We start from the raw sequence: 16,662 nt of genomic DNA on the forward strand, positions 1-16,662 counted from the left end.
CACTTATGCGATCGTCGGCAGCGTCAGATGTGTATAAGAGCCAGCCCCGGCCCTCCCCCGCAAGCGGGAGAGGGGGCGCACTGTCTCTGCGGTCGACTATCGACCGCTTCTTATCTCTATTCGTGGTCCGGGTGCGCCGAGGCCGGCGCCAGCCCGAGCAGGCCGGCCAGCGTGCGGCGGTGGTTGGTGTCGATCGTCGCGTAGACGCTCATGCCGGCTTTCAGCTTCCTCACGAACGGATCGTTCTCGTCGAAGTAGATCCGCACCGGCACACGCTGCACCACCTTGACGAAGTTGCCGGTGGCGTTCTGCGGCGGCAGGATCGCGAACTGCGCGCCGGTACCGGGCGACAGCGAGCCGACCTCGCCCTTGAACCGATGGTTCGGGAACGCGTCGACATCGAGCTCAACCGGCTGGCCGACCGCGACATAGGTGAAGTCGCTCTCCTTCGGATTGGCGTCGACCCAGGGATGGTCGACATCGATGATCGAGAACACCGGCGAGCCGGCGGCGACGAAGCGGCCGAGCTGGATCTGGTCGACCTGGGTCGCGACACCGTCCATCGGCGCGCGCAGCACGGCGTGGTCGAGATTGCGCTGGGCGTCGTCGAGCTTGGCCTTGGCCTGGGCGTAAGGCGGGAACTGCTCGATCGGCAGGTCGATATCGCCGAGCAGCTGGGTCTTGTCCTTGGAGATCTGCTGCCTGATGTATTGCGCGAGACTCTCGGCCGTCACTTGCGCATTCGCCGCGTTGTCGAGGTCGAGCTGCGAGCCGAAATTCTGCTTGGCCAGCGTCGACTTGCGTTCGACGTCGCGCTTCTTCAATTCGATGCTCTGCTGGGCGAATTCCAGCATCCTGCCGTTGATCTTGATGTTGTCGACCAGGTTGTCATAGGTGGTCCTGGTCTGGTCGAGCGCGGCCTTGGCCTGCGCTACCGCGAGGCGGAACGGCACCGGGTCGATCTCGAACAGCTCGTCGCCCTTCTTGACGTGCTGGCCTTCCTTCACGACGATCTTGTCGATCTTGCCGGAGATTTCCGGCGTGATCAGCACCTTCTGCGCGCCGACATAGGCGTCGTCGGTGCCGACATAGCGGCCGCCATTGAGATAGAACACGATGCCGCCGATCGCAGCGAGGCTCGGCAGCACGACCAGCAGCAGCACCCGGCGATAGCGCCGCAGGCCCGCCATCAGGCGACGGCGCGGCGCGCGGCTGGCCTTGCCCGACGGCGCAGGCTCGCCCGGATTGCTCTTCTGCTCGGGCGCCAGCTTGAGGACGGGTTCAGCCATAGCGCTGTTCCTTTCGGGAGGGCTCGCCGGCTGGGGTTTGGACGGCATTGCGAACGTTTTCCTTGATCGATTCCAGTTGGGTGAGCAGGCGATACGCGTCAGCGGGGCTGATGCCCTCGAGCGCGGTCGCGGTGAGTTCGGAGCGGAGGCCGGCGAGCTTGCCGAGCAGCGGGCGCGCGGCCTTCTTCAGATAGAGGCGGTTGACGCGGCGGTCGTTCTCGTCGCTGCGGCGTTCGATCCAGCCATTGTCGCAGAGCTTGTCGATCAGCCGCGTCAGCGTGATCGGCTGCACTTCGAGCAGCTCGGCGAGCTCGGTCTGCTTCAACCCTTCCTGGCGTTCCACCTTGGACAGCACGGCCCATTGCGCGCGAGTGATGCCGTAGCGGGCGGCCTCCTTGTCGGCGTAGACCCGGATCAGCCGGAACACTTCGCCCAGCGTAAACAAGAAATCGGTGTCCACCGAACCGCGCATCGATCCTGCCTCCATAAGCTTGGGATATAATAAGCTTGCTTATGATTTCTGCATGCCGGGTTAACGCGAGGCTGCCCCGCATTGCGGGCATGGCTGCAACGCGGCGGCGGACCGGGGCTGGGGAGCCGGGCTTTGGGAACGGGCGCGCAAATGCTACATATCGGGGCAATGAGCCTGGCCAAGCCGACATTTCCTGCCCCCGACCACGATCACGGCCGCTGCGCCGCGGACGCGATGGCGCATGCCGAGCAGGTGTGTGCGCGCCGCGGCCAGAAATTCACTCCGATCCGCCGTCAGGTGCTGCAGGCGCTGCTGTCGAGCCATCGCCCGCTCGGCGCCTATGAGGTGATCGACGAGCTGGCCAAGACGATGCCGCGGCCGGCACCGATTACCGTCTACCGCGCGCTCGACTTCCTGATGGAGAACGGCCTCGTCCACCGCATCGAGAGCCGCAACGCCTTCCTCGCCTGCGCGCATGACCATGACGAGACCTCGATGGTGGCGTTCCTGATCTGCGACCATTGCGGCTCGGTCGGCGAGATCCCGGCCGCCCCCGTCGCGCAAAGCCTGACCGCGGCGGCGCGGGCCTCGGGGTTCATCCCGAAACTCTCCGTCGTCGAGATCGCCGGCACCTGCGCGCATTGCCAGAAGACGTGATGGCGCGATGGTTTCAGCTAACTCGCACTGCTTTCGAGCTACCTCGCCCCGCTTGCGGGGAGAGGTCGAAATTCGCGGTAGCGAATTTCGGGTGAGGGGGGCTCTCCGCACGCTCGGTTCTATCGAATTTGCGGCGACGGCCCCTCACCCCAACCCTCTCCCCGCAAGAGCGGGGCGAGGGAGCCCAACCGGCAATTAACAACACGGCACCAAGCCGGCCCGCGAGGAAACATGTCGACCCAAGCGATCTCCGCCAGCGTCACGAGGCCCGTCAGCGTCGGACACGGGCTGCCGCCCGGCGCCATCGCCGTGATGCTGATGCTGTGCGTGAGCTGGGGCTTCAACCAGCTTGCGGTGAAACTCGCGCTGCCCGACGTGCCGCCGATGTTGCAGGCGTTGATCCGCTCCGCCGGCGCGCTGCCGGTGATGCTGATCGTCGGCCACTTGCGCGGCGTCAAATTCTTCGAGCGCGACGGCACGCTCGTGCCCGGCATCATCGCCGGGCTGATGTTCGGCTGCGAGTTCGTGCTGATCTTCACCGGCCTCGTCTTCACCTCGGCGTCGCGTGCCTCGGTGTTCCTCTACACCGCGCCGTTCTTCGTCGCGCTCGGCTCGCACCAGTTCCTCGGCGAGCGTCTCTCGACCGTGCAGTGGAGCGGGCTTGCGCTGAGCTTTGCCGGCGTCGCGCTCGCGATCGGCGTGCCGCAGCCGAACGTCGACGCCAAGGTGCTGCTCGGCGACCTCATGGTGGTCGGCGGCGGCGCGCTGTGGGCGGCAACCACGCTGGTCGCCAAGGGCACACAGCTGCGCAAGGCCGCGCCGGAAAAGGCGCTCGGCTACCAGGTCGCGATCTCGATTCCGATCCTCGGCCTCGCCGCCTGGATCGCGGGCGAGCGCATCGAGCATGTGCCGAGCGCGCTGTCGATCTCGCTGCTCGCCTATCAGGCCGTCTGGGTGGTGGGCTGCACCTTCGTCATCTGGTTTGCGATGGTGAAAACTTACTCCGCGAGCAAGCTGTCCGCCTTCACCTTCGTCACGCCGCTGTTCGGCGTCGTCGCGGCCTATTTCATCATGCACGACACGCTGACGGCGGTGTTCGGCGTCGCCGCGCTGCTGGTGATCGCCGGGCTCTATCTCGTCAATAAGCCCGACCCGAAGGTGACGCCGGATCCGAACGTGCCTGCGTGAGAGCGCGGCACATCATTGGCGGCGAATGAGGCCGCTTGATGCGGTGTTGATCTACATCAACACTGCCACCGATACTCCGTGAACCCTCCCATGGGAGGAAGGCCGTGGAGGCGCGCTGATGCCAATCGATGCCACCGATGCAATTGAAGCCGGTATTCGCTCCGCGTTCACCGCATACTCCAAGGAGGATGATCCGGACTGGCGGAGCGCGTGCTGGATCAAGCCGGATGAGTGCTCCCACCTCGCACGGAGCATCTTGAAGGAGTTGGCGGCCCGAGGCCTTGAGATCGTCAAGAAGCCGGCTTGATCGCCCGCGCCACCGGGCCGCTGCGACAAAAGCTGACGCCTTAGTGGCAGGTGTCCTCTCGTAGGCGCGCCAAACATTCAGCGTCGTCCTGGCGAAGGCCAGGACCCATTACCCCAAATGTCGGTTGTCGCGCGATGCTGGGGCCGCTTTCCCGTTCGCAAGCAAATTCGGTGGTCATGGGTCCCGGCCTACGCCGGGACGACGTGAGGAGAGAGCTGTGCGCCCCGTCCGCTACCCCGTCTCGATCGGCAACTCTGCATCCTTCGCCCATTCACCCATCGAGCCGTCATAGAGCGTGAGATTGTCGTAGCCGAGCCGATGCAGCTGGAACAGGTCGATGGTTGCGGAGATGCCGCCGCCGCAATAGGCGACGACGCGCTTATCCTTGGTGATGCCTTGCGCGGCGAAGGTTGCTTCGGCCTCCTCAAGCGGCACGAACGTCTTGGCCTTGGGATCGATCAAGGTCGCCGCCGGCACGCTGACGCTGCCGGGGATGCGGCCGGGCCGGCCGTAACGGCTCGGCTCCAGTCCCTTGTAGAATTGCGGGCCGAGCGCGTTGACGATGACGGTGTCGCCCTCCGTGGTCGCGGCGAGCACGTCATGCTTGTCGACGAACATGCCGTCCTTCGGCCGTGCCGGAAACGTCGCCGGCGGATAGCCGCCGGCAAGTCCGGTCTCGATGTCACGTCCTTCGGCGGTCCATTTGTCGATGCCGCCGTCGAGCACCGCGGCACCCTCGAAGCCGAGCGAGCGCAGCATCCACCAGAATCGCGTCGCCCACATTGCAGTGCCGATCGAATAGAGCACGACGCGGCTGCCCGCCGAGATGCCGTGACGGCCGAACGCGGCTTCGAGCTGCGCTGTCGGCGGCATCATGAAGCGCAGCTCGGTACGGGCCTCGGAGAATTCGGCCTGCAAATCCAGGAAATTCGCGCCCGGGATGTGGCCGGCCTCGAACGTCTGGCGGCCCGAGACGACAATATAGGGAACGTTGCTGCCGGCGGGGGCCGGCTCCAGATAGGTCGTGCAGTCGAACAGGCGAAGGTCCGGCCGGTTCAGGATCTCGGCAAGTTCCGCCGTGGTGATCAGCTCGCTGTGGCCGGCCATTTCACGTCCTCCCGCTGTGCCCTTAACAGGATGCTAAGATGCGCGAGGTCACATGAAAAGCTGTCACTTTGCCCTTTGATTCACCCCAATCCGGTCCAATATAGCTGGGCATGCAGGACGCCGCTGCATGGCTTGCGTTTGGCCTCAATCGGCGCCATAAGCTATTGAATTCACTCCGAAACATGATCGTTTGGCCCGCCGCGTGCGAGGCCCATCGCCCCCTTGGTGAATGTCACCAAAACCTGATATTCGAGACGCCATGAACAAGCCCGAGATTTTGCCGCAAGACGACGTCGCCGGCCCCGCGCCGCGGCACCAAACCACGCAGGTCATGGTCGGCAACGTCGCCGTCGGCGGCGGTGCGCCGATCGTCGTGCAGTCGATGACCAACACCGACACCGCCGACATCGATGGCACCATCGCCCAGGTCGCCGCGCTCTCCCGCGCCGGCTCCGAGATGGTGCGCATCACGGTCGACCGCGAGGAAGCCGCCGCTGCCGTGCCGCACATCCGTGACGGCCTGCGCAAGCGCGGCATCACCACGCCCCTGATCGGCGACTTCCACTACATCGGCCACAAGCTGCTCGCCGAATATCCTGATTGCGCCGAGGCGCTCGACAAGTACCGCATCAATCCCGGCAATGTCGGCTTCAAGAACAAGCGTGATACGCAGTTCGCCGACATCATCGAGATCGCCAACAAGAACAACAAGCCGGTGCGCATCGGCGCCAATTGGGGCTCGCTCGACCAAGAGCTGCTCACCAAGCTGATGGACGAGAACACGGCGTCTGCGAATCCGCGCGATGCCCGCGCGGTGACGCGCGAGGCGATGGTGCAGTCGGCGCTGCTGTCGGCGGCGCGCGCGCAAGAGCTTGGCATGCCGAAGAACCGGATCATCCTGTCGGCCAAGGTATCGGCCGTGCAGGATCTGATCGCGGTCTATCAGGAAGTGGTGCGCCGCTCGGATTATGCGATCCATCTCGGCCTCACCGAGGCCGGCATGGGCTCGAAGGGCATCGTGGCCTCCTCGGCCGCGCTCGGCATCCTCCTGCAGCAGGGCATCGGCGACACCATCCGCATCTCGCTGACGCCGGAGCCCGGCGGCGATCGCACGCTGGAAGTGCAGGTCGCGCAGGAATTGCTGCAGACCATGGGCTTCCGCACCTTCGTGCCGCTGGTTGCGGCCTGCCCGGGCTGCGGCCGCACCACCTCGACCACGTTCCAGGAGCTGGCGCGCTCGATCCAGGATTTCATCCGCGACGAGATGCCGGCCTGGAAGACCAAATATCCGGGCGTCGAGCAGCTCAACGTCGCGGTGATGGGCTGCATCGTCAACGGTCCCGGCGAATCCAAGCATGCCAATATCGGCATCTCGCTGCCCGGCACCGGCGAAGCGCCGGCCGCGCCTGTCTTCGTCGACGGCAAGAAGTTCCGCACCCTGCGCGGCCCGGGCATCGCCGCCGACTTCAAGGCACTGGTGATCGACTATATCGACCAGCGTTACGGCAACGGCGCCAAGCTGCCGGAGCAGGCCGGCGCCGCGGAGTAGTCCGCCGCTCGCGCAACACATTCCGCTGTCGTCCCGGCGAAAGCCGGGACCCATAACCACAGACGGTGGTTGTGGCGCGAGATGCGGGTTACCAAACTCCGCAAAACCCGACCCTGTGATTATGGATCCCGGATCTGCGCTCCGCTTCGCTGCGCTTGTCCGGGACGACGGATATGCTTGCGGCGCGGATTGCGCTTCGCTCCATCCGGGCTACGATGGTCAAAACAAGAACCATCGGGAGAACGCCCATGAGCTCGCTGTCCGGCAAACAAGGCCCGCGCTACCGCCACCTCGCCGACCAATCCGAGCCCTATGAGACCATCGGCGTCGAGAAGCTGACGCCGATCATCGGCGCGGAGATTTCCGGCGTCGATATCGGCAAGCTCGTCGGCGGCGATGCGCGCTCCAACCGCCAGATGGACGAGATCCATCGCGCGCTCGCCGAAAACCTCGTCATCTTCTTCCGCGACCAGCACATCAGCCCCGACCAGCATCTCGCCTTCGGCCGCAAGTTCGGCGAGCTGCACGTGCACCCCGCCGCGCCCAATGAGGGCGATCCGGCGCTGATGAAGATCTATGCCGACAAGGATTCGCCGCGCGCCAATGGCGAGGGCTGGCACACCGACGTGTCCTGCGACCTCGAGCCGCCGATGGGCTCGATCCTCTACATCAAGCAGTGCCCGCCGCGCGGCGGTGACACCCTGTTCGCCAACATGTACGCCGCCTATGAGGCGCTGTCGGACCGCATGAAGGCCTATCTCGACGGGCTGACCGCGCTGCATGACGGCGAACAGACCTATCGTGGGCTCTATGCCAACTACGGCGTCTCCGACAAACGGGAATATCCTCGCGCCGAGCATCCGGTGGTCCGCACCCATCCGGTGACCGGCAAGAAATCGCTCTACGTCAATCGCGGCTTCACCCGCTTCATCGTCGGCATCCCGCGCGATGAGAGCGACGCCATGCTGGCCTATCTCTACCAGCACGCCGAGAACCCGCTGTTCCAGTGCCGCTTCCGCTGGACCGAGAACGCGATCGCGTTCTGGGACAACCGCTGCGCCCAGCATCGCGCGATGTGGGATTACTGGCCGCACACCCGCTCCGGCACCCGCGTCACCGTGAAGGGAGAGCGGCCGGTGTGAGGATTGCGTGGTGCGTAGGATGGGTAGAGCGCAGCGAAACCCATCATCGTGCGGCTCAAAAAGTTGATGGGTATCGCTTCGCTCACCCATCCTGCGAACTACGAACTGAAAAATGCCATCGGGAGGTTGCCCATGCTTCGCGCCGAGGACAACAAATTCCTCACCGAATCCAGTGAGGGGACCGGCATGGGCGAATTGCTGCGCCGGTTCTGGATTCCGGTGCTGCTGTCCGAAGAACTACCGGAGCCGGACAGCGATCCGAAGAAGATCGTTGTCATGGGCGAGGAGCTGCTCGCCTTCCGCGACACCAGAGGCGTGGTCGGCGTCATCGACCAATACTGCCCGCATCGCGGCGCCAATCTCTGGCTCGGCCGCAACGAAGAATGCGGCATCCGCTGCGTCTATCACGGCTGGAAGTTCGATACCGACGGCCGCTGCGTCGACATGCCGACCTCGTATCCCGACCTCAACGCAAAGGACCTGATCCGGATCAAGTCCTATCCGGTGCGCGAATGGGGCGACATGATCTGGGCCTATATGGGCCCGGCCGATGCGATGCCCGAACTGCCGGCGCTGGAGATGGCGCTGCTGCCGGCCTCGCACCGCTTCGTCACCAAGAAGTGGCAGGACTGCAACTGGGTGCAGGCGGTGGAAGGCTCGATCGACACCGCGCATTTCACCTTCGCGCATCTCTCCTTCGAGAAGGAGGAGAACGAGATCCTCGACATCAAGAAGCATTTCGTGAACCCGCTGACGCGGGTCGCGACCGATCACATGCGCTGGATCGCCGAGGATCCGCGCCCGGTGATCAAGATCAATCCGCATGAGGCGGGCCTCACGGTGGCGGGCGGACGTCTCACCGGCAGCGACAATATCTACTGGCGCATCGCCCAGTTCCTGATGCCGTTCCACAGCTATGCGCCGAGCTCGATGCCGGGCGAGAACATGTTCGGCCAGACCTTCGTGCCGGTCACCGACACCAATTGCTGGATCTATACCTATGCCTGGAATCCGCACCGCCCGCTGACCGACGCCGAGCGGGAAGGCTACGCCAACGGCAATGGCGTGATGGCTGTGGTCGACGAGAACTACGTGCCGCTGCGCAACAAGGCAAACGACTATCTGATCGATCGCAAGCTGCAGCGGACCAAGAGCTACACCGGCATCAAGGGCGTTTCCGAGCAGGACGCCGCGGTGCAGGACAGCCAGGGCCCGATCGCCGATCGCACCCGCGAGCATCTCGGCCCGACCGATCTCGGCATCATGCATTTCCGCAAGCTGGTGATGGAAGCGGCCCGCGCGCTGCAGAAGGGCGAGGCGCCGCCGCATGCTCAGCACCAGGACCGCTACACCGTGCGCTCCGGCGCCTGCGTCACCAGCAAGACCAAGGACCTCACCACCGTGATGATCGAACGGTTCGGCGATCCCGCCGGCTTCGTCGGCGGTCCCGGCCGGAACGCCGCCGCGGAGTGATCTGTCGTCCCTGCGAAAGCAGGGACCCATAACCACAGTCGGAAATTGTTGGAATTGGCTGTGGCCGCAGCCTGGTCGAATAACATCGATCGGTGGTTATGGGTCCCGGGTCGCGCTTCGCTTGCCCGGGACGACATCGGGGCTACAGCGGAATCCTGCGATACTCGCGGTTGGCGAGGCTGGCTTCCTCGAGGTCGAGGTCGCGCTCGATGCGCCGCCTGGTCTCGTCGGTGATCTTGCCGTCGCGCAGCAGCATATGGATGAACTTGCGCTCGGAGGCGATCAGCTCCCGCGTCAGCTCGGTGCCGGTGGCGGAGACGTCGTGGGTGTCGGGATTGAGCGAGTCGGGCAGCTGGTTGATGCGGATCTCGTGCCGCGAGCGCAACAGCTTGATCACCTCGTCGGAAAGCTCGCGGTCGTCGGTGATGGCATCGAGCGACTTCAGCGCAGCGTTCAGCGCCTCGCGCCGCGCCGCGATCTCCTGCTCGTGCTCGGCGATGTGCTCGCTGCGCCCGTCCCTGGCGAGGCCGAGCCAGCGCACCACCGGCGGCAAAGTGAGGCCGAGCCCGACCAGCGTCACGAAGATCACGCCGAAGGCGACGAACAGGATCAGGTCGCGATACGGGAAGGCGTCCCCGTTCGGCAATGTCAGGGGCAGCGCCAGCGCCGCGGCGAGCGAGACCGCGCCGCGCACGCCGGTGAAGGCGACCACGAACACCGCCCGCCACGATGGCAGCGGATCGCGCTCGCTCACGCGCCGGCTGATCCAGCGCGGCAGATAGGTGCCGGGAAACACCCAGACGAAGCGCGCGACGATCACGATGACGGCGACCAGCACGGTCGCGGTGAGGATGTCGTGCAGCGGGAACGACTTCGACTTCTCGTACAGCGAGCGCATCTGGAAGCCGGTCAAGAGGAACAGCAGGCCCTCGATCAGATAGATGATCAAGTCCCAGAAGAAGATGCCCTGCAGGCGCGTCGCGGCCGAGATCAACAGCGGTCCGTTCCAGCTCATGTAGAGGCCGCAGGCGACGGTCGCGATCACGCCGCTGCCGCCGAAATGCTCCGGGATCCAGTAGGCGAGATAGGGCGTGATCAGCGAGAGCGTGATCTCGACCTGCGGATCCCTGGCGCGGCGGCGGGCGCGCAGGCTGAGCCAGCCGACCGCGGTGCCGAACGCGATCTCGCCGGCGACGATGACGAGAAAGGTGCCGGTCGCCTTCGGCAGCGAGAACAGCCCGGTGGTGATCGCGGCGAGCGCGAAGCGGTAGAGGATCAGCGCGGTCGCGTCATTGGCGAGCCCTTCGCCCTCGAGCACCACCAGGATGCGGCGGGGCATGCCGAGCTTGCGGGCGATCGCCAGCGGCGCGACCACGTCCGGCGGCGCGACGATGGCGCCGAGCAGGAAGCCGATGCTCCAGGGCAGGCCGATCAGATAATGGGTCGCGGCCGCAACCATGAAGGCGGTGAAGATCACGCAGCCGACCGACAGCAGGATGATCGGCCGCAGATTGGCCTTGAACTCGCGCCAGCTCATCGCGACGCTCGCCGAATAGATCAGCGGCGGCAGCACCACCAGCAGCACCAGCTCAGGCGGCAGTTCCAGCGACGGCATGCCCGGCACGAAGGCGAGCACGATGCCGACCAGCAGCAGCAGGATCGCGGGCGCGATATCGGTCCGCCGCGCCACCAGGGCGGTTCCCGCCAGCACGCCGAGCAAAGTGAGAAAAATCTGAAACTTGGCTTCCATAACGGGCTCAATTCGCCCGGAAACCACCGCCAGTCAATGCGGTCCGGCCGGAGCCGGACCGCGGGGGCGTGTCACAAAGCCGTCGCGGGGCGCGCCGCGCCCGGTCGATCAATCCCTGAGGTCGTAGCGGTACGACTTCGAGACGATCTGCCAGCCGTCGGCGAGCTTCATCGCCACCAGATAGTCGGTGAAATAGCGCGGCGGCAGCTGGCAGCGCACCTTGATGAAGGCGGTGTTGTCGTCGGAGCGGTCGATGGTAACGATAAAATCCTCGCGCGGCTTGCCTTCGGCCTTCGCCGAGGTGCGCTTGCGCACCAGGGCAAGCCAGTCCGGCACGGTCAGGACCTTCAGCTCGCCCTTCTCCACCCAGCGCAAATCGGCGCTCGGATGAAAAGCCTCGGCGAGCTTGTCGACATTGCTCTCGTAGAGACCGTCGAAATAGGTTTGCACGACGCTTTCGACGCTGGATCGATCTTGGCTCATTGGTTGGTCCTCCCGGCAGGATTGGATCGGCTGGAGCGTTTTCGAGCGAAGCGGGTGCCGGTTCGCGTGAAGAAAACGCGTCAAAGCTCGAATCTGGAGCCCCCGTTCCGATTCAATCGGAACGGAAAAGGCTCTACGATTTAGCCATGAACCGCCTGATTGCGCCATGGCCGGCGACAAAATTCTGCGTGAGGGACGAGTTGTGACCGCATCTGCAAATTCGAACGAACATATCCTGACCGGCGAATGCTTCTGCCGCGACGTGCGCTACGAGGTGGCCGACGCGTTTGCCTATGCGCTCAATTGTCACTGCTCGAACTGCCGGCGCACCACGGGATCGGCGTTCAAGCCGTTCGCGGGAATCGCGCGCGACAAATTCACCGTGGTCCGCGGCGCTGATGGACTCCTGATCTATGGCGATGAGCTCACCCACGACGCGCATTGCGGCCGCTGCGGCTCGCTGCTCTATTCGCAGGTCCGCGGCGGCGCCTATGTCCATGTCGCGATGGGCACGCTGCGCGATGCGCCGGCGATCCGCCCGACCGCCCACATCTTCGTCGGCTCCAAGGCGCCGTGGTACGCGATAACGGACGATCTGCCGCAATATCAGGAGCACGTGACGCAAGGCGGGGAATAGATCCGCGCGACGTCATCGGCGTGCTGCTTGTAGTCCTTGCCGACCGCCTCGCGCACGGCATCTCATCAGGCGGCGCGGCTAGATCGCGCTCGCGGCGATGTTCACCATCAGGGCGAGCAGCGCGGTGTTGAACACGAACGAGATGATGCCGTGCACGGTCGCGGTGCGGCGGATGATCTTGTCGGTGATGCCGACGTCGGAGACCTGCGCCGTCATGCCGATCACGAACGAGAAATAGACGAAGTCCCAGTAATCGGCGTCGACATGTTCCTCGCCGCTCGGAAACTGCAATCCGCCGGGCGTCCTGCCGCGATAATACTCATGGGCGTAGTGCAGCGCGAACGCGGTGTGCACCAAGGCCCATGACAGCGTGATGGTGACGATTGCCAGCGCCAGTCCGGCCGGGCTGCCCTTGGATGCGCCGAGCTCGAACACGATGGCGGCGAGGCTCGCCAGCGCGCCGAACGCGGTCAGCAGCAGGATCAGGAAACGGCCATCGTCCTGCAGCATGGCGCTTCGCTTGATATGGGCGACGCCACAGCGCAGCATCATCACATAGGCGAGCACGAGATAGAGCGCGGCGAAGGCATCCCAGCCCGCGAGCAGGCGCGTGACGATGCGCGGTGCTCCCGGCACCAGCAGCGCAGCCAGGATGCCGAAAGCGATCGAGCCGAAGGTGCGCGGCCGGCCCACGACGACGCGGACCAGCAGCGGCAGCTTGCGGAAGCGAACAAGGCGGTCGTCGATCTCCCTGTTCATTTCCCGCGTTGCTCTCGGCTAGTTCTTGCGCTCGGCGACGAAGCGGGCGGCCGCGCGCAGCACGTCGCCGCGGTCGCCGAACACCGACAGCGCGGCATCGGCGCGCGCGAGGAGGTCGCGGACGCGCTGCTTGGCGCCATCGATGCCGAGCTGGGTGACGAAGGTGGTCTTGCCGAGCGCGGCGTCAGCGCCAGCCGGCTTGCCGAGCGCCGCGGCGTCGCCCTCGACGTCGAGCAGATCGTCGGCGATCTGGAAGGCTTCGCCGAGCGCTTTGCCGTAATCGTCGAGCGCCTGGTATTCCTTCTGCGAGGACTGGCCGAGGATCGCGCCGGCGATGCAGCCGAAGCGGAGCAGCGCGCCGGTCTTCATCTGCTGCAGGCGCGCGACGTCGACCGGCTCGCGGTCGCCGAAGCGGCCTTCGCCGGCGAGGTCGAGGATCTGGCCGCCGGCCATGCCGCCGATGCCGGAGGCGCGCGCCAGCGCGCGGGTCAAGAGCAGGCGGACCTGGGCGTCCTTGTGGATCGCATCGCGGGTGATGATGTCGAAGGCGATGGTGAGCAGCGCGTCGCCGGCGAGGATCGCGGTAGCGTCGTCATAGGCCTTGTGCAGGGTCGGGCGGCCGCGGCGCAGATCGGAATTGTCCATCGCCGGCAGGTCGTCGTGGATCAGCGAGTAGCAGTGGATGCATTCGAGCGCGGCGCCGACCAGCAGGGCGGCTTCGCGCGGGATGCCGAACACCGCCGCGCTCTCGACCACGAGGAACGGCCGCAGCCGCTTGCCGCCGCCGAGGCTCGAATAGCGCATCGCTTCGATCAGCCGCTTCGGGCGCACGATCTCGTCGCTTTCGGTCGCGTCGGACAGCAGTTTCGCGAGCAGGGCTTCGGTATCCTCCGCGGTCTGGTCCAGCCGCTTGGAAAACTCTGCAGTACCGGTCGTCATTAAGAATTGCTCCAGATCGATTTTCGGCCGGACAATCGTTGATGGCATCGGCTTCGTCAATTCCTGCCCTGCGACGGAATGCGCCTTAAAAGTGCTGGAAAAACCGTGAATTATCCCGCAGACGTCGACGGCGCCGGCCGTGTTCTGGCGGGCGGGTCCCAAATCCTTCCTGGAATGGTCCTCCCCGGAAACTCCTGTTTTGCGCATCGTCCGAATTTTATTGCTGCTTTTGCTGGCCCTGCTGTTGCTGCCGTATCTGGTGGCGCCGTTCTACCGCACCGGCCATCCGGTTTCGGCGCTGATGGCGTGGCGGACCCTGCGCGGGGCCCCGGTGACGCGGCACTGGATCGATTTCGGCGCGATGTCGCCCTACCTGGCGCGGTCCGTGGTCGGCTCGGAGGATGCTCATTTCTGCAAGCATCGGGGCATCGATTGGGGCGCGCTGCGCGAGGTGCTGGACGACGCCGAGGATGGCGAGGTGGCCCGCGGCGGCTCGACCATCACCCAGCAGGTCGCCAAGAACCTGTTCCTGTGGTCCGGCCGCAGCGTGATCCGCAAGGGGCTGGAACTGCCGCTGGCGCTCTGGATCGATCTCGTGCTGCCCAAGCAGCGGATCCTGGAAATCTACCTCAATATCGCGGAAATGGGCCCGTCCGGCCAGTTCGGCGCCGAGGCCGGCGCCCAATATGCTTTCGGCCGGTCGGCGGCGGGGCTGTCCCCCCGCGAGGCCGCGCTTTTGGCGGCGATCCTGCCGAATCCGGTCAAGAGGAGCGCCCGGAACCCGGGGCCGGGGGTCCGCAGGCTGTCCGCGACCTACATGGTCCGGGCCAACGCGGTGGAGCGCTGCTGGCGCGAAAATCGCGGCTCCTGAGGGCTATTTCGGGCGCTTTTTGCTGGCCCGGACCCTAGCTTTACGCGATGCCTTCCTCTATAAGCGCGGCCTTACCGGCATCGCAGCTTGCGCTTCGAAGCGCTGAGCCGTCCGCATTTCGGACGATGCCTCCGCAACACCCTAGAGGACACCGTCATGGCCGTTCCCAGAAGAAAAACCTCGCCGTCGCGCCGTGGCATGCGCCGTTCGGCCGATGCGATCAAGACCCCGACCTATGTCGAGGACAAGGACTCCGGCGAGCTGCGCCGTCCGCACCATCTCGACCTGAAGACCGGCATGTACAAGGGCCGCCAGGTCCTGAAGGCCAAGAAAGAGTCCTGATCGGACATTCGGCCTACGCGCCGCAGCCATGCGGCGCGGCGCCTGAATTCGGTCAACGAGTGCGGCCAAGACGGGCGCGTCCGCGGCGAGGCCAATGAGCATCGCCGCATTGCTGGTTCTCCCTGAATAAGGCGCAAGCCCCGATGGTCGGTTTTCCGCTGCTGCTCGTTCCGCTCGCGGTCTACAACATCATCGCTTTCCTGATGCCCGGCGTGTCCTTCACGGACCCGCTGATCAGGCTGACATTGCTGTCGGGCGAGCAGTGGCAGATCACGCTCAGCGACATGCTGCTCGCGGCCGCCGTGCTGCTGTTGCTGCTCGAGGTCATCAAGGGCGCGCGCCCCGGCGCGAAATATCTCACCGACCATCTGCTGTCGCTGATCGTGTTCGGCGCCGCCGCCGCCGAATTCGTGCTCTGGCCGAAATTCGGCAACTCGACCTATGGCCTGCTCACGCTGCTGGCGCTGGTCGATTTCATTTCCGGAATTGCGCTGCGCACCCGCCGCCGTGCGGTGGTCGCGCCTGCGGCGCCGAGCGTCAGCAAGCCGCAGCCCGAGGCGCCGCAGCCCGCGCCGGCACAGGCGCCCGCGCCGCGTTCCGAGCCCGCGCCCGTAGCCGCACCGGCGCCTGCTGCCCCGCCGCCAGCCGCACCCGTTCCACCGGCGACGTCGGTTGCGGAATCCGTGCTGCTCGATCAGTCCGCGCCGAAGCCGACCGTCGCTTCACCGGATTTGCAGCCGGGCGGCCATCCGCCGTCGGACGCGCCGCAGCGCTGAGTGTTTTCGAGGCCGATCATGAGCGCAGAAACGCCTCTTCCGATCGCCGACTCAACGACAACTCAATCCATCTTTGACTGGCTCGAACGGTTCGCCGCCTGCGTCAGGGCGGTCGACTATGCTGCCGCGCGTCCGTTCTGGCATTCGGACATCATCTCGTTCGGCACCTATCAGGAACTCATCCACGGCCGCGCGCGCTGGACCGAGATGCAATGGGACAATGTCTGGCCCCGCACCGCGGATTTCGCCTTCGATCTCGCGCATACGGCGGTGCTGATCAGCGCCGACGGCGGCATGGCGACGGTGATCACGCCCTGGATAAGCACCGGCTTCCATGCGGACGGCAGCCGCTTTGATCGGCCGGGGCGAGCGACGATCATTCTCGCGCGTCAAGCCGACGGGCGCTGGCTCGGCATCCATTCCCACATGTCGCTGCAACGCGGCGTGCCGCAGGACAGTCACGGCGATCGGCCCGTCAAGGCCCGCTGATCGCCTGCTGCTTGGACGCCAGTTCCGGCGTCCGGTCTTTCTAGATGATTTGCTAGATGATTTGCCGGGTCCGCCGCGCCACGCTGCGGCGTTCGTCGACATGCGGGCCGTAAGCGCTCTGCGCGTCGGCCAATGACCCACGCCGCTGTCCGCGCGTCTGCGGTTCGTGTGCGGCGGTGGCGATCAGATGAGCCACAAACGACGGATCGGCATGCGGCAGCGGGATCTTGGGCGCCCAATGGGTGGTCGCGGCCAGCGGCACCAGCGCCGTGCCGGCCGCCGCAGGATCACCGGTGCACTCACCGTCGAGGATTTCCGATCGATCGATATCCGGCATCGTCTGCGACCCGTTGGAGCGTCATAGTTTGGGACGTTGCGTCCCTCCGCAACACCCCCGTGGCAAGGGTCATGCCCGCCGTCCCCAGTTCGTTC

At 65.5% G+C, this 16,662-nt stretch carries 19 protein-coding genes; 11 read left to right on the forward strand and 8 right to left on the reverse strand.

The window, feature by feature from the left end:
* Positions 1-116 precede the first annotated feature (116 nt).
* Together AC1VNY_RS33430 and AC1VNY_RS33435 are read right to left on the reverse strand one after the other, a co-directional pair.
* The gene (locus tag AC1VNY_RS33430) at positions 117-1,289 is read right to left on the reverse strand and encodes an HlyD family secretion protein (protein ID WP_482408370.1); all 1,173 of its coding nucleotides are present in this window, start codon (positions 1,287-1,289) and stop codon (positions 117-119) included.
* On the reverse strand, positions 1,282-1,761 hold the full coding sequence (locus tag AC1VNY_RS33435; RefSeq protein WP_085970781.1) for a MarR family winged helix-turn-helix transcriptional regulator: 480 nt from the start codon (positions 1,759-1,761) through the stop codon (positions 1,282-1,284). The genes AC1VNY_RS33430 and AC1VNY_RS33435 overlap by 8 nt, the downstream gene beginning before the upstream one ends.
* Before the next feature lie 168 nt (positions 1,762-1,929).
* Here AC1VNY_RS33435 and AC1VNY_RS33440 point away from each other — a divergent pair, with 168 nt between their 5' ends.
* The 3 genes from AC1VNY_RS33440 to AC1VNY_RS33450 all read left to right on the forward strand — a co-directional run bounded on the left by AC1VNY_RS33440 (position 1,930) and on the right by AC1VNY_RS33450 (position 3,913).
* The gene (locus AC1VNY_RS33440; RefSeq protein WP_026191999.1) at positions 1,930-2,418 is read left to right on the forward strand and encodes a Fur family transcriptional regulator; all 489 of its coding nucleotides are present in this window, start codon (positions 1,930-1,932) and stop codon (positions 2,416-2,418) included.
* A gap of 231 nt (positions 2,419-2,649) precedes the next feature.
* Positions 2,650-3,606, forward strand: a complete 957-nt coding sequence (locus AC1VNY_RS33445) for a DMT family transporter (protein WP_170991753.1) — start codon at positions 2,650-2,652, stop codon at positions 3,604-3,606.
* A gap of 118 nt (positions 3,607-3,724) precedes the next feature.
* Positions 3,725-3,913, forward strand: coding sequence for a hypothetical protein (locus AC1VNY_RS33450; RefSeq protein WP_038387623.1), 189 nt, complete (start codon positions 3,725-3,727; stop codon positions 3,911-3,913).
* A gap of 231 nt (positions 3,914-4,144) precedes the next feature.
* Here the strand turns inward: AC1VNY_RS33450 and AC1VNY_RS33455 are convergent, their stop codons facing one another.
* A complete protein-coding gene (locus tag AC1VNY_RS33455; RefSeq protein ID WP_482408371.1) occupies positions 4,145-5,020 on the reverse strand; it encodes a sulfurtransferase in 876 nt (291 codons plus the stop codon).
* A 259-nt stretch (positions 5,021-5,279) separates the two neighbouring features.
* On the opposite strand from AC1VNY_RS33455, the gene ispG reads away from it, so the two are divergent.
* The 3 genes from ispG to AC1VNY_RS33470 all read left to right on the forward strand — a co-directional run bounded on the left by ispG (position 5,280) and on the right by AC1VNY_RS33470 (position 9,184).
* Positions 5,280-6,569 carry a flavodoxin-dependent (E)-4-hydroxy-3-methylbut-2-enyl-diphosphate synthase gene (gene ispG, locus AC1VNY_RS33460; RefSeq protein ID WP_482408372.1) on the forward strand — a complete coding sequence of 430 codons (1,290 nt, stop codon included), beginning with the start codon at positions 5,280-5,282 and terminating at the stop codon, positions 6,567-6,569.
* 248 nt (positions 6,570-6,817) lie between these two features.
* Positions 6,818-7,711 carry a TauD/TfdA dioxygenase family protein gene (locus AC1VNY_RS33465; RefSeq protein ID WP_482408373.1) on the forward strand — a complete coding sequence of 298 codons (894 nt, stop codon included), beginning with the start codon at positions 6,818-6,820 and terminating at the stop codon, positions 7,709-7,711.
* 132 nt (positions 7,712-7,843) lie between these two features.
* Positions 7,844-9,184 carry a Rieske 2Fe-2S domain-containing protein gene (locus AC1VNY_RS33470; protein WP_482408374.1) on the forward strand — a complete coding sequence of 447 codons (1,341 nt, stop codon included), beginning with the start codon at positions 7,844-7,846 and terminating at the stop codon, positions 9,182-9,184.
* A gap of 142 nt (positions 9,185-9,326) precedes the next feature.
* On the opposite strand, the gene AC1VNY_RS33475 is transcribed toward AC1VNY_RS33470, so the two are convergent.
* Positions 9,327-10,934, reverse strand: coding sequence for a Na+/H+ antiporter (locus tag AC1VNY_RS33475; protein ID WP_482408375.1), 1,608 nt, complete (start codon positions 10,932-10,934; stop codon positions 9,327-9,329).
* A gap of 108 nt (positions 10,935-11,042) precedes the next feature.
* Positions 11,043-11,417, reverse strand: a complete 375-nt coding sequence (locus AC1VNY_RS33480; RefSeq protein ID WP_482408376.1) for a nuclear transport factor 2 family protein — start codon at positions 11,415-11,417, stop codon at positions 11,043-11,045.
* 202 nt (positions 11,418-11,619) lie between these two features.
* Here AC1VNY_RS33480 and AC1VNY_RS33485 point away from each other — a divergent pair, with 202 nt between their 5' ends.
* Complete coding sequence (locus tag AC1VNY_RS33485; protein WP_482408377.1) at positions 11,620-12,054, forward strand: GFA family protein; 435 nt, start codon at positions 11,620-11,622, stop codon at positions 12,052-12,054.
* 78 nt (positions 12,055-12,132) lie between these two features.
* Here AC1VNY_RS33485 and AC1VNY_RS33490 read toward each other — a convergent pair whose 3' ends face one another.
* Positions 12,133-12,813 carry a DUF1345 domain-containing protein gene (locus AC1VNY_RS33490; RefSeq protein WP_482408378.1) on the reverse strand — a complete coding sequence of 227 codons (681 nt, stop codon included), beginning with the start codon at positions 12,811-12,813 and terminating at the stop codon, positions 12,133-12,135.
* 18 nt (positions 12,814-12,831) lie between these two features.
* The gene (locus AC1VNY_RS33495; RefSeq protein WP_304557356.1) at positions 12,832-13,752 is read right to left on the reverse strand and encodes a polyprenyl synthetase family protein; all 921 of its coding nucleotides are present in this window, start codon (positions 13,750-13,752) and stop codon (positions 12,832-12,834) included.
* A 199-nt stretch (positions 13,753-13,951) separates the two neighbouring features.
* Between AC1VNY_RS33495 and mtgA the strand changes: the two genes are divergently transcribed.
* The 4 genes from mtgA (at position 13,952) to AC1VNY_RS33515 (ending at position 16,230) form a co-directional block, all read left to right on the forward strand.
* Entirely contained in the window at positions 13,952-14,623 is a 672-nt protein-coding gene (gene mtgA / locus AC1VNY_RS33500) for a monofunctional biosynthetic peptidoglycan transglycosylase (protein WP_482408379.1), read from the forward strand.
* A gap of 156 nt (positions 14,624-14,779) precedes the next feature.
* Positions 14,780-14,965 (forward strand): 50S ribosomal protein L32, encoded by a 186-nt coding sequence (gene rpmF, locus AC1VNY_RS33505; protein ID WP_021077536.1) that lies wholly within the window; start codon positions 14,780-14,782, stop codon positions 14,963-14,965.
* Between the two features lie 143 nt (positions 14,966-15,108).
* Complete coding sequence (locus tag AC1VNY_RS33510; protein WP_482408380.1) at positions 15,109-15,741, forward strand: hypothetical protein; 633 nt, start codon at positions 15,109-15,111, stop codon at positions 15,739-15,741.
* 18 nt (positions 15,742-15,759) lie between these two features.
* The gene (locus AC1VNY_RS33515; protein ID WP_482408381.1) at positions 15,760-16,230 is read left to right on the forward strand and encodes a YybH family protein; all 471 of its coding nucleotides are present in this window, start codon (positions 15,760-15,762) and stop codon (positions 16,228-16,230) included.
* A gap of 52 nt (positions 16,231-16,282) precedes the next feature.
* On the opposite strand, the gene AC1VNY_RS33520 is transcribed toward AC1VNY_RS33515, so the two are convergent.
* On the reverse strand, positions 16,283-16,567 hold the full coding sequence (locus AC1VNY_RS33520; protein WP_482408382.1) for a hypothetical protein: 285 nt from the start codon (positions 16,565-16,567) through the stop codon (positions 16,283-16,285).
* Between the last annotated feature and the right edge of the window lie 95 nt (positions 16,568-16,662).

The sequence above is a fragment of the Bradyrhizobium ferriligni genome, from assembly GCF_056837965.1.

What these genes read in the sequence shown, in the direction of transcription:
- AC1VNY_RS33430 (WP_482408370.1), bottom strand. Translation starts at nt 1,289, where the DNA reads ATGGCTGAACCCGTCCTCAAGCTGGCGCCCGAGCAGAAGAGCAATCCG.
- AC1VNY_RS33435 (WP_085970781.1), bottom strand. Translation starts at nt 1,761, where the DNA reads ATGCGCGGTTCGGTGGACACCGATTTCTTGTTTACGCTGGGCGAAGTG.
- AC1VNY_RS33440 (WP_026191999.1), top strand. Translation starts at nt 1,930, where the DNA reads ATGAGCCTGGCCAAGCCGACATTTCCTGCCCCCGACCACGATCACGGC.
- AC1VNY_RS33445 (WP_170991753.1), top strand. Translation starts at nt 2,650, where the DNA reads ATGTCGACCCAAGCGATCTCCGCCAGCGTCACGAGGCCCGTCAGCGTC.
- AC1VNY_RS33450 (WP_038387623.1), top strand. Translation starts at nt 3,725, where the DNA reads ATGCCAATCGATGCCACCGATGCAATTGAAGCCGGTATTCGCTCCGCG.
- AC1VNY_RS33455 (WP_482408371.1), bottom strand. Translation starts at nt 5,020, where the DNA reads ATGGCCGGCCACAGCGAGCTGATCACCACGGCGGAACTTGCCGAGATC.
- ispG (WP_482408372.1), top strand. Translation starts at nt 5,280, where the DNA reads ATGAACAAGCCCGAGATTTTGCCGCAAGACGACGTCGCCGGCCCCGCG.
- AC1VNY_RS33465 (WP_482408373.1), top strand. Translation starts at nt 6,818, where the DNA reads ATGAGCTCGCTGTCCGGCAAACAAGGCCCGCGCTACCGCCACCTCGCC.
- AC1VNY_RS33470 (WP_482408374.1), top strand. Translation starts at nt 7,844, where the DNA reads ATGCTTCGCGCCGAGGACAACAAATTCCTCACCGAATCCAGTGAGGGG.
- AC1VNY_RS33475 (WP_482408375.1), bottom strand. Translation starts at nt 10,934, where the DNA reads ATGGAAGCCAAGTTTCAGATTTTTCTCACTTTGCTCGGCGTGCTGGCG.
- AC1VNY_RS33480 (WP_482408376.1), bottom strand. Translation starts at nt 11,417, where the DNA reads ATGAGCCAAGATCGATCCAGCGTCGAAAGCGTCGTGCAAACCTATTTC.
- AC1VNY_RS33490 (WP_482408378.1), bottom strand. Translation starts at nt 12,813, where the DNA reads ATGAACAGGGAGATCGACGACCGCCTTGTTCGCTTCCGCAAGCTGCCG.
- AC1VNY_RS33495 (WP_304557356.1), bottom strand. Translation starts at nt 13,752, where the DNA reads ATGACGACCGGTACTGCAGAGTTTTCCAAGCGGCTGGACCAGACCGCG.
- rpmF (WP_021077536.1), top strand. Translation starts at nt 14,780, where the DNA reads ATGGCCGTTCCCAGAAGAAAAACCTCGCCGTCGCGCCGTGGCATGCGC.
- AC1VNY_RS33510 (WP_482408380.1), top strand. Translation starts at nt 15,109, where the DNA reads ATGGTCGGTTTTCCGCTGCTGCTCGTTCCGCTCGCGGTCTACAACATC.
- AC1VNY_RS33515 (WP_482408381.1), top strand. Translation starts at nt 15,760, where the DNA reads ATGAGCGCAGAAACGCCTCTTCCGATCGCCGACTCAACGACAACTCAA.
- AC1VNY_RS33520 (WP_482408382.1), bottom strand. Translation starts at nt 16,567, where the DNA reads ATGCCGGATATCGATCGATCGGAAATCCTCGACGGTGAGTGCACCGGT.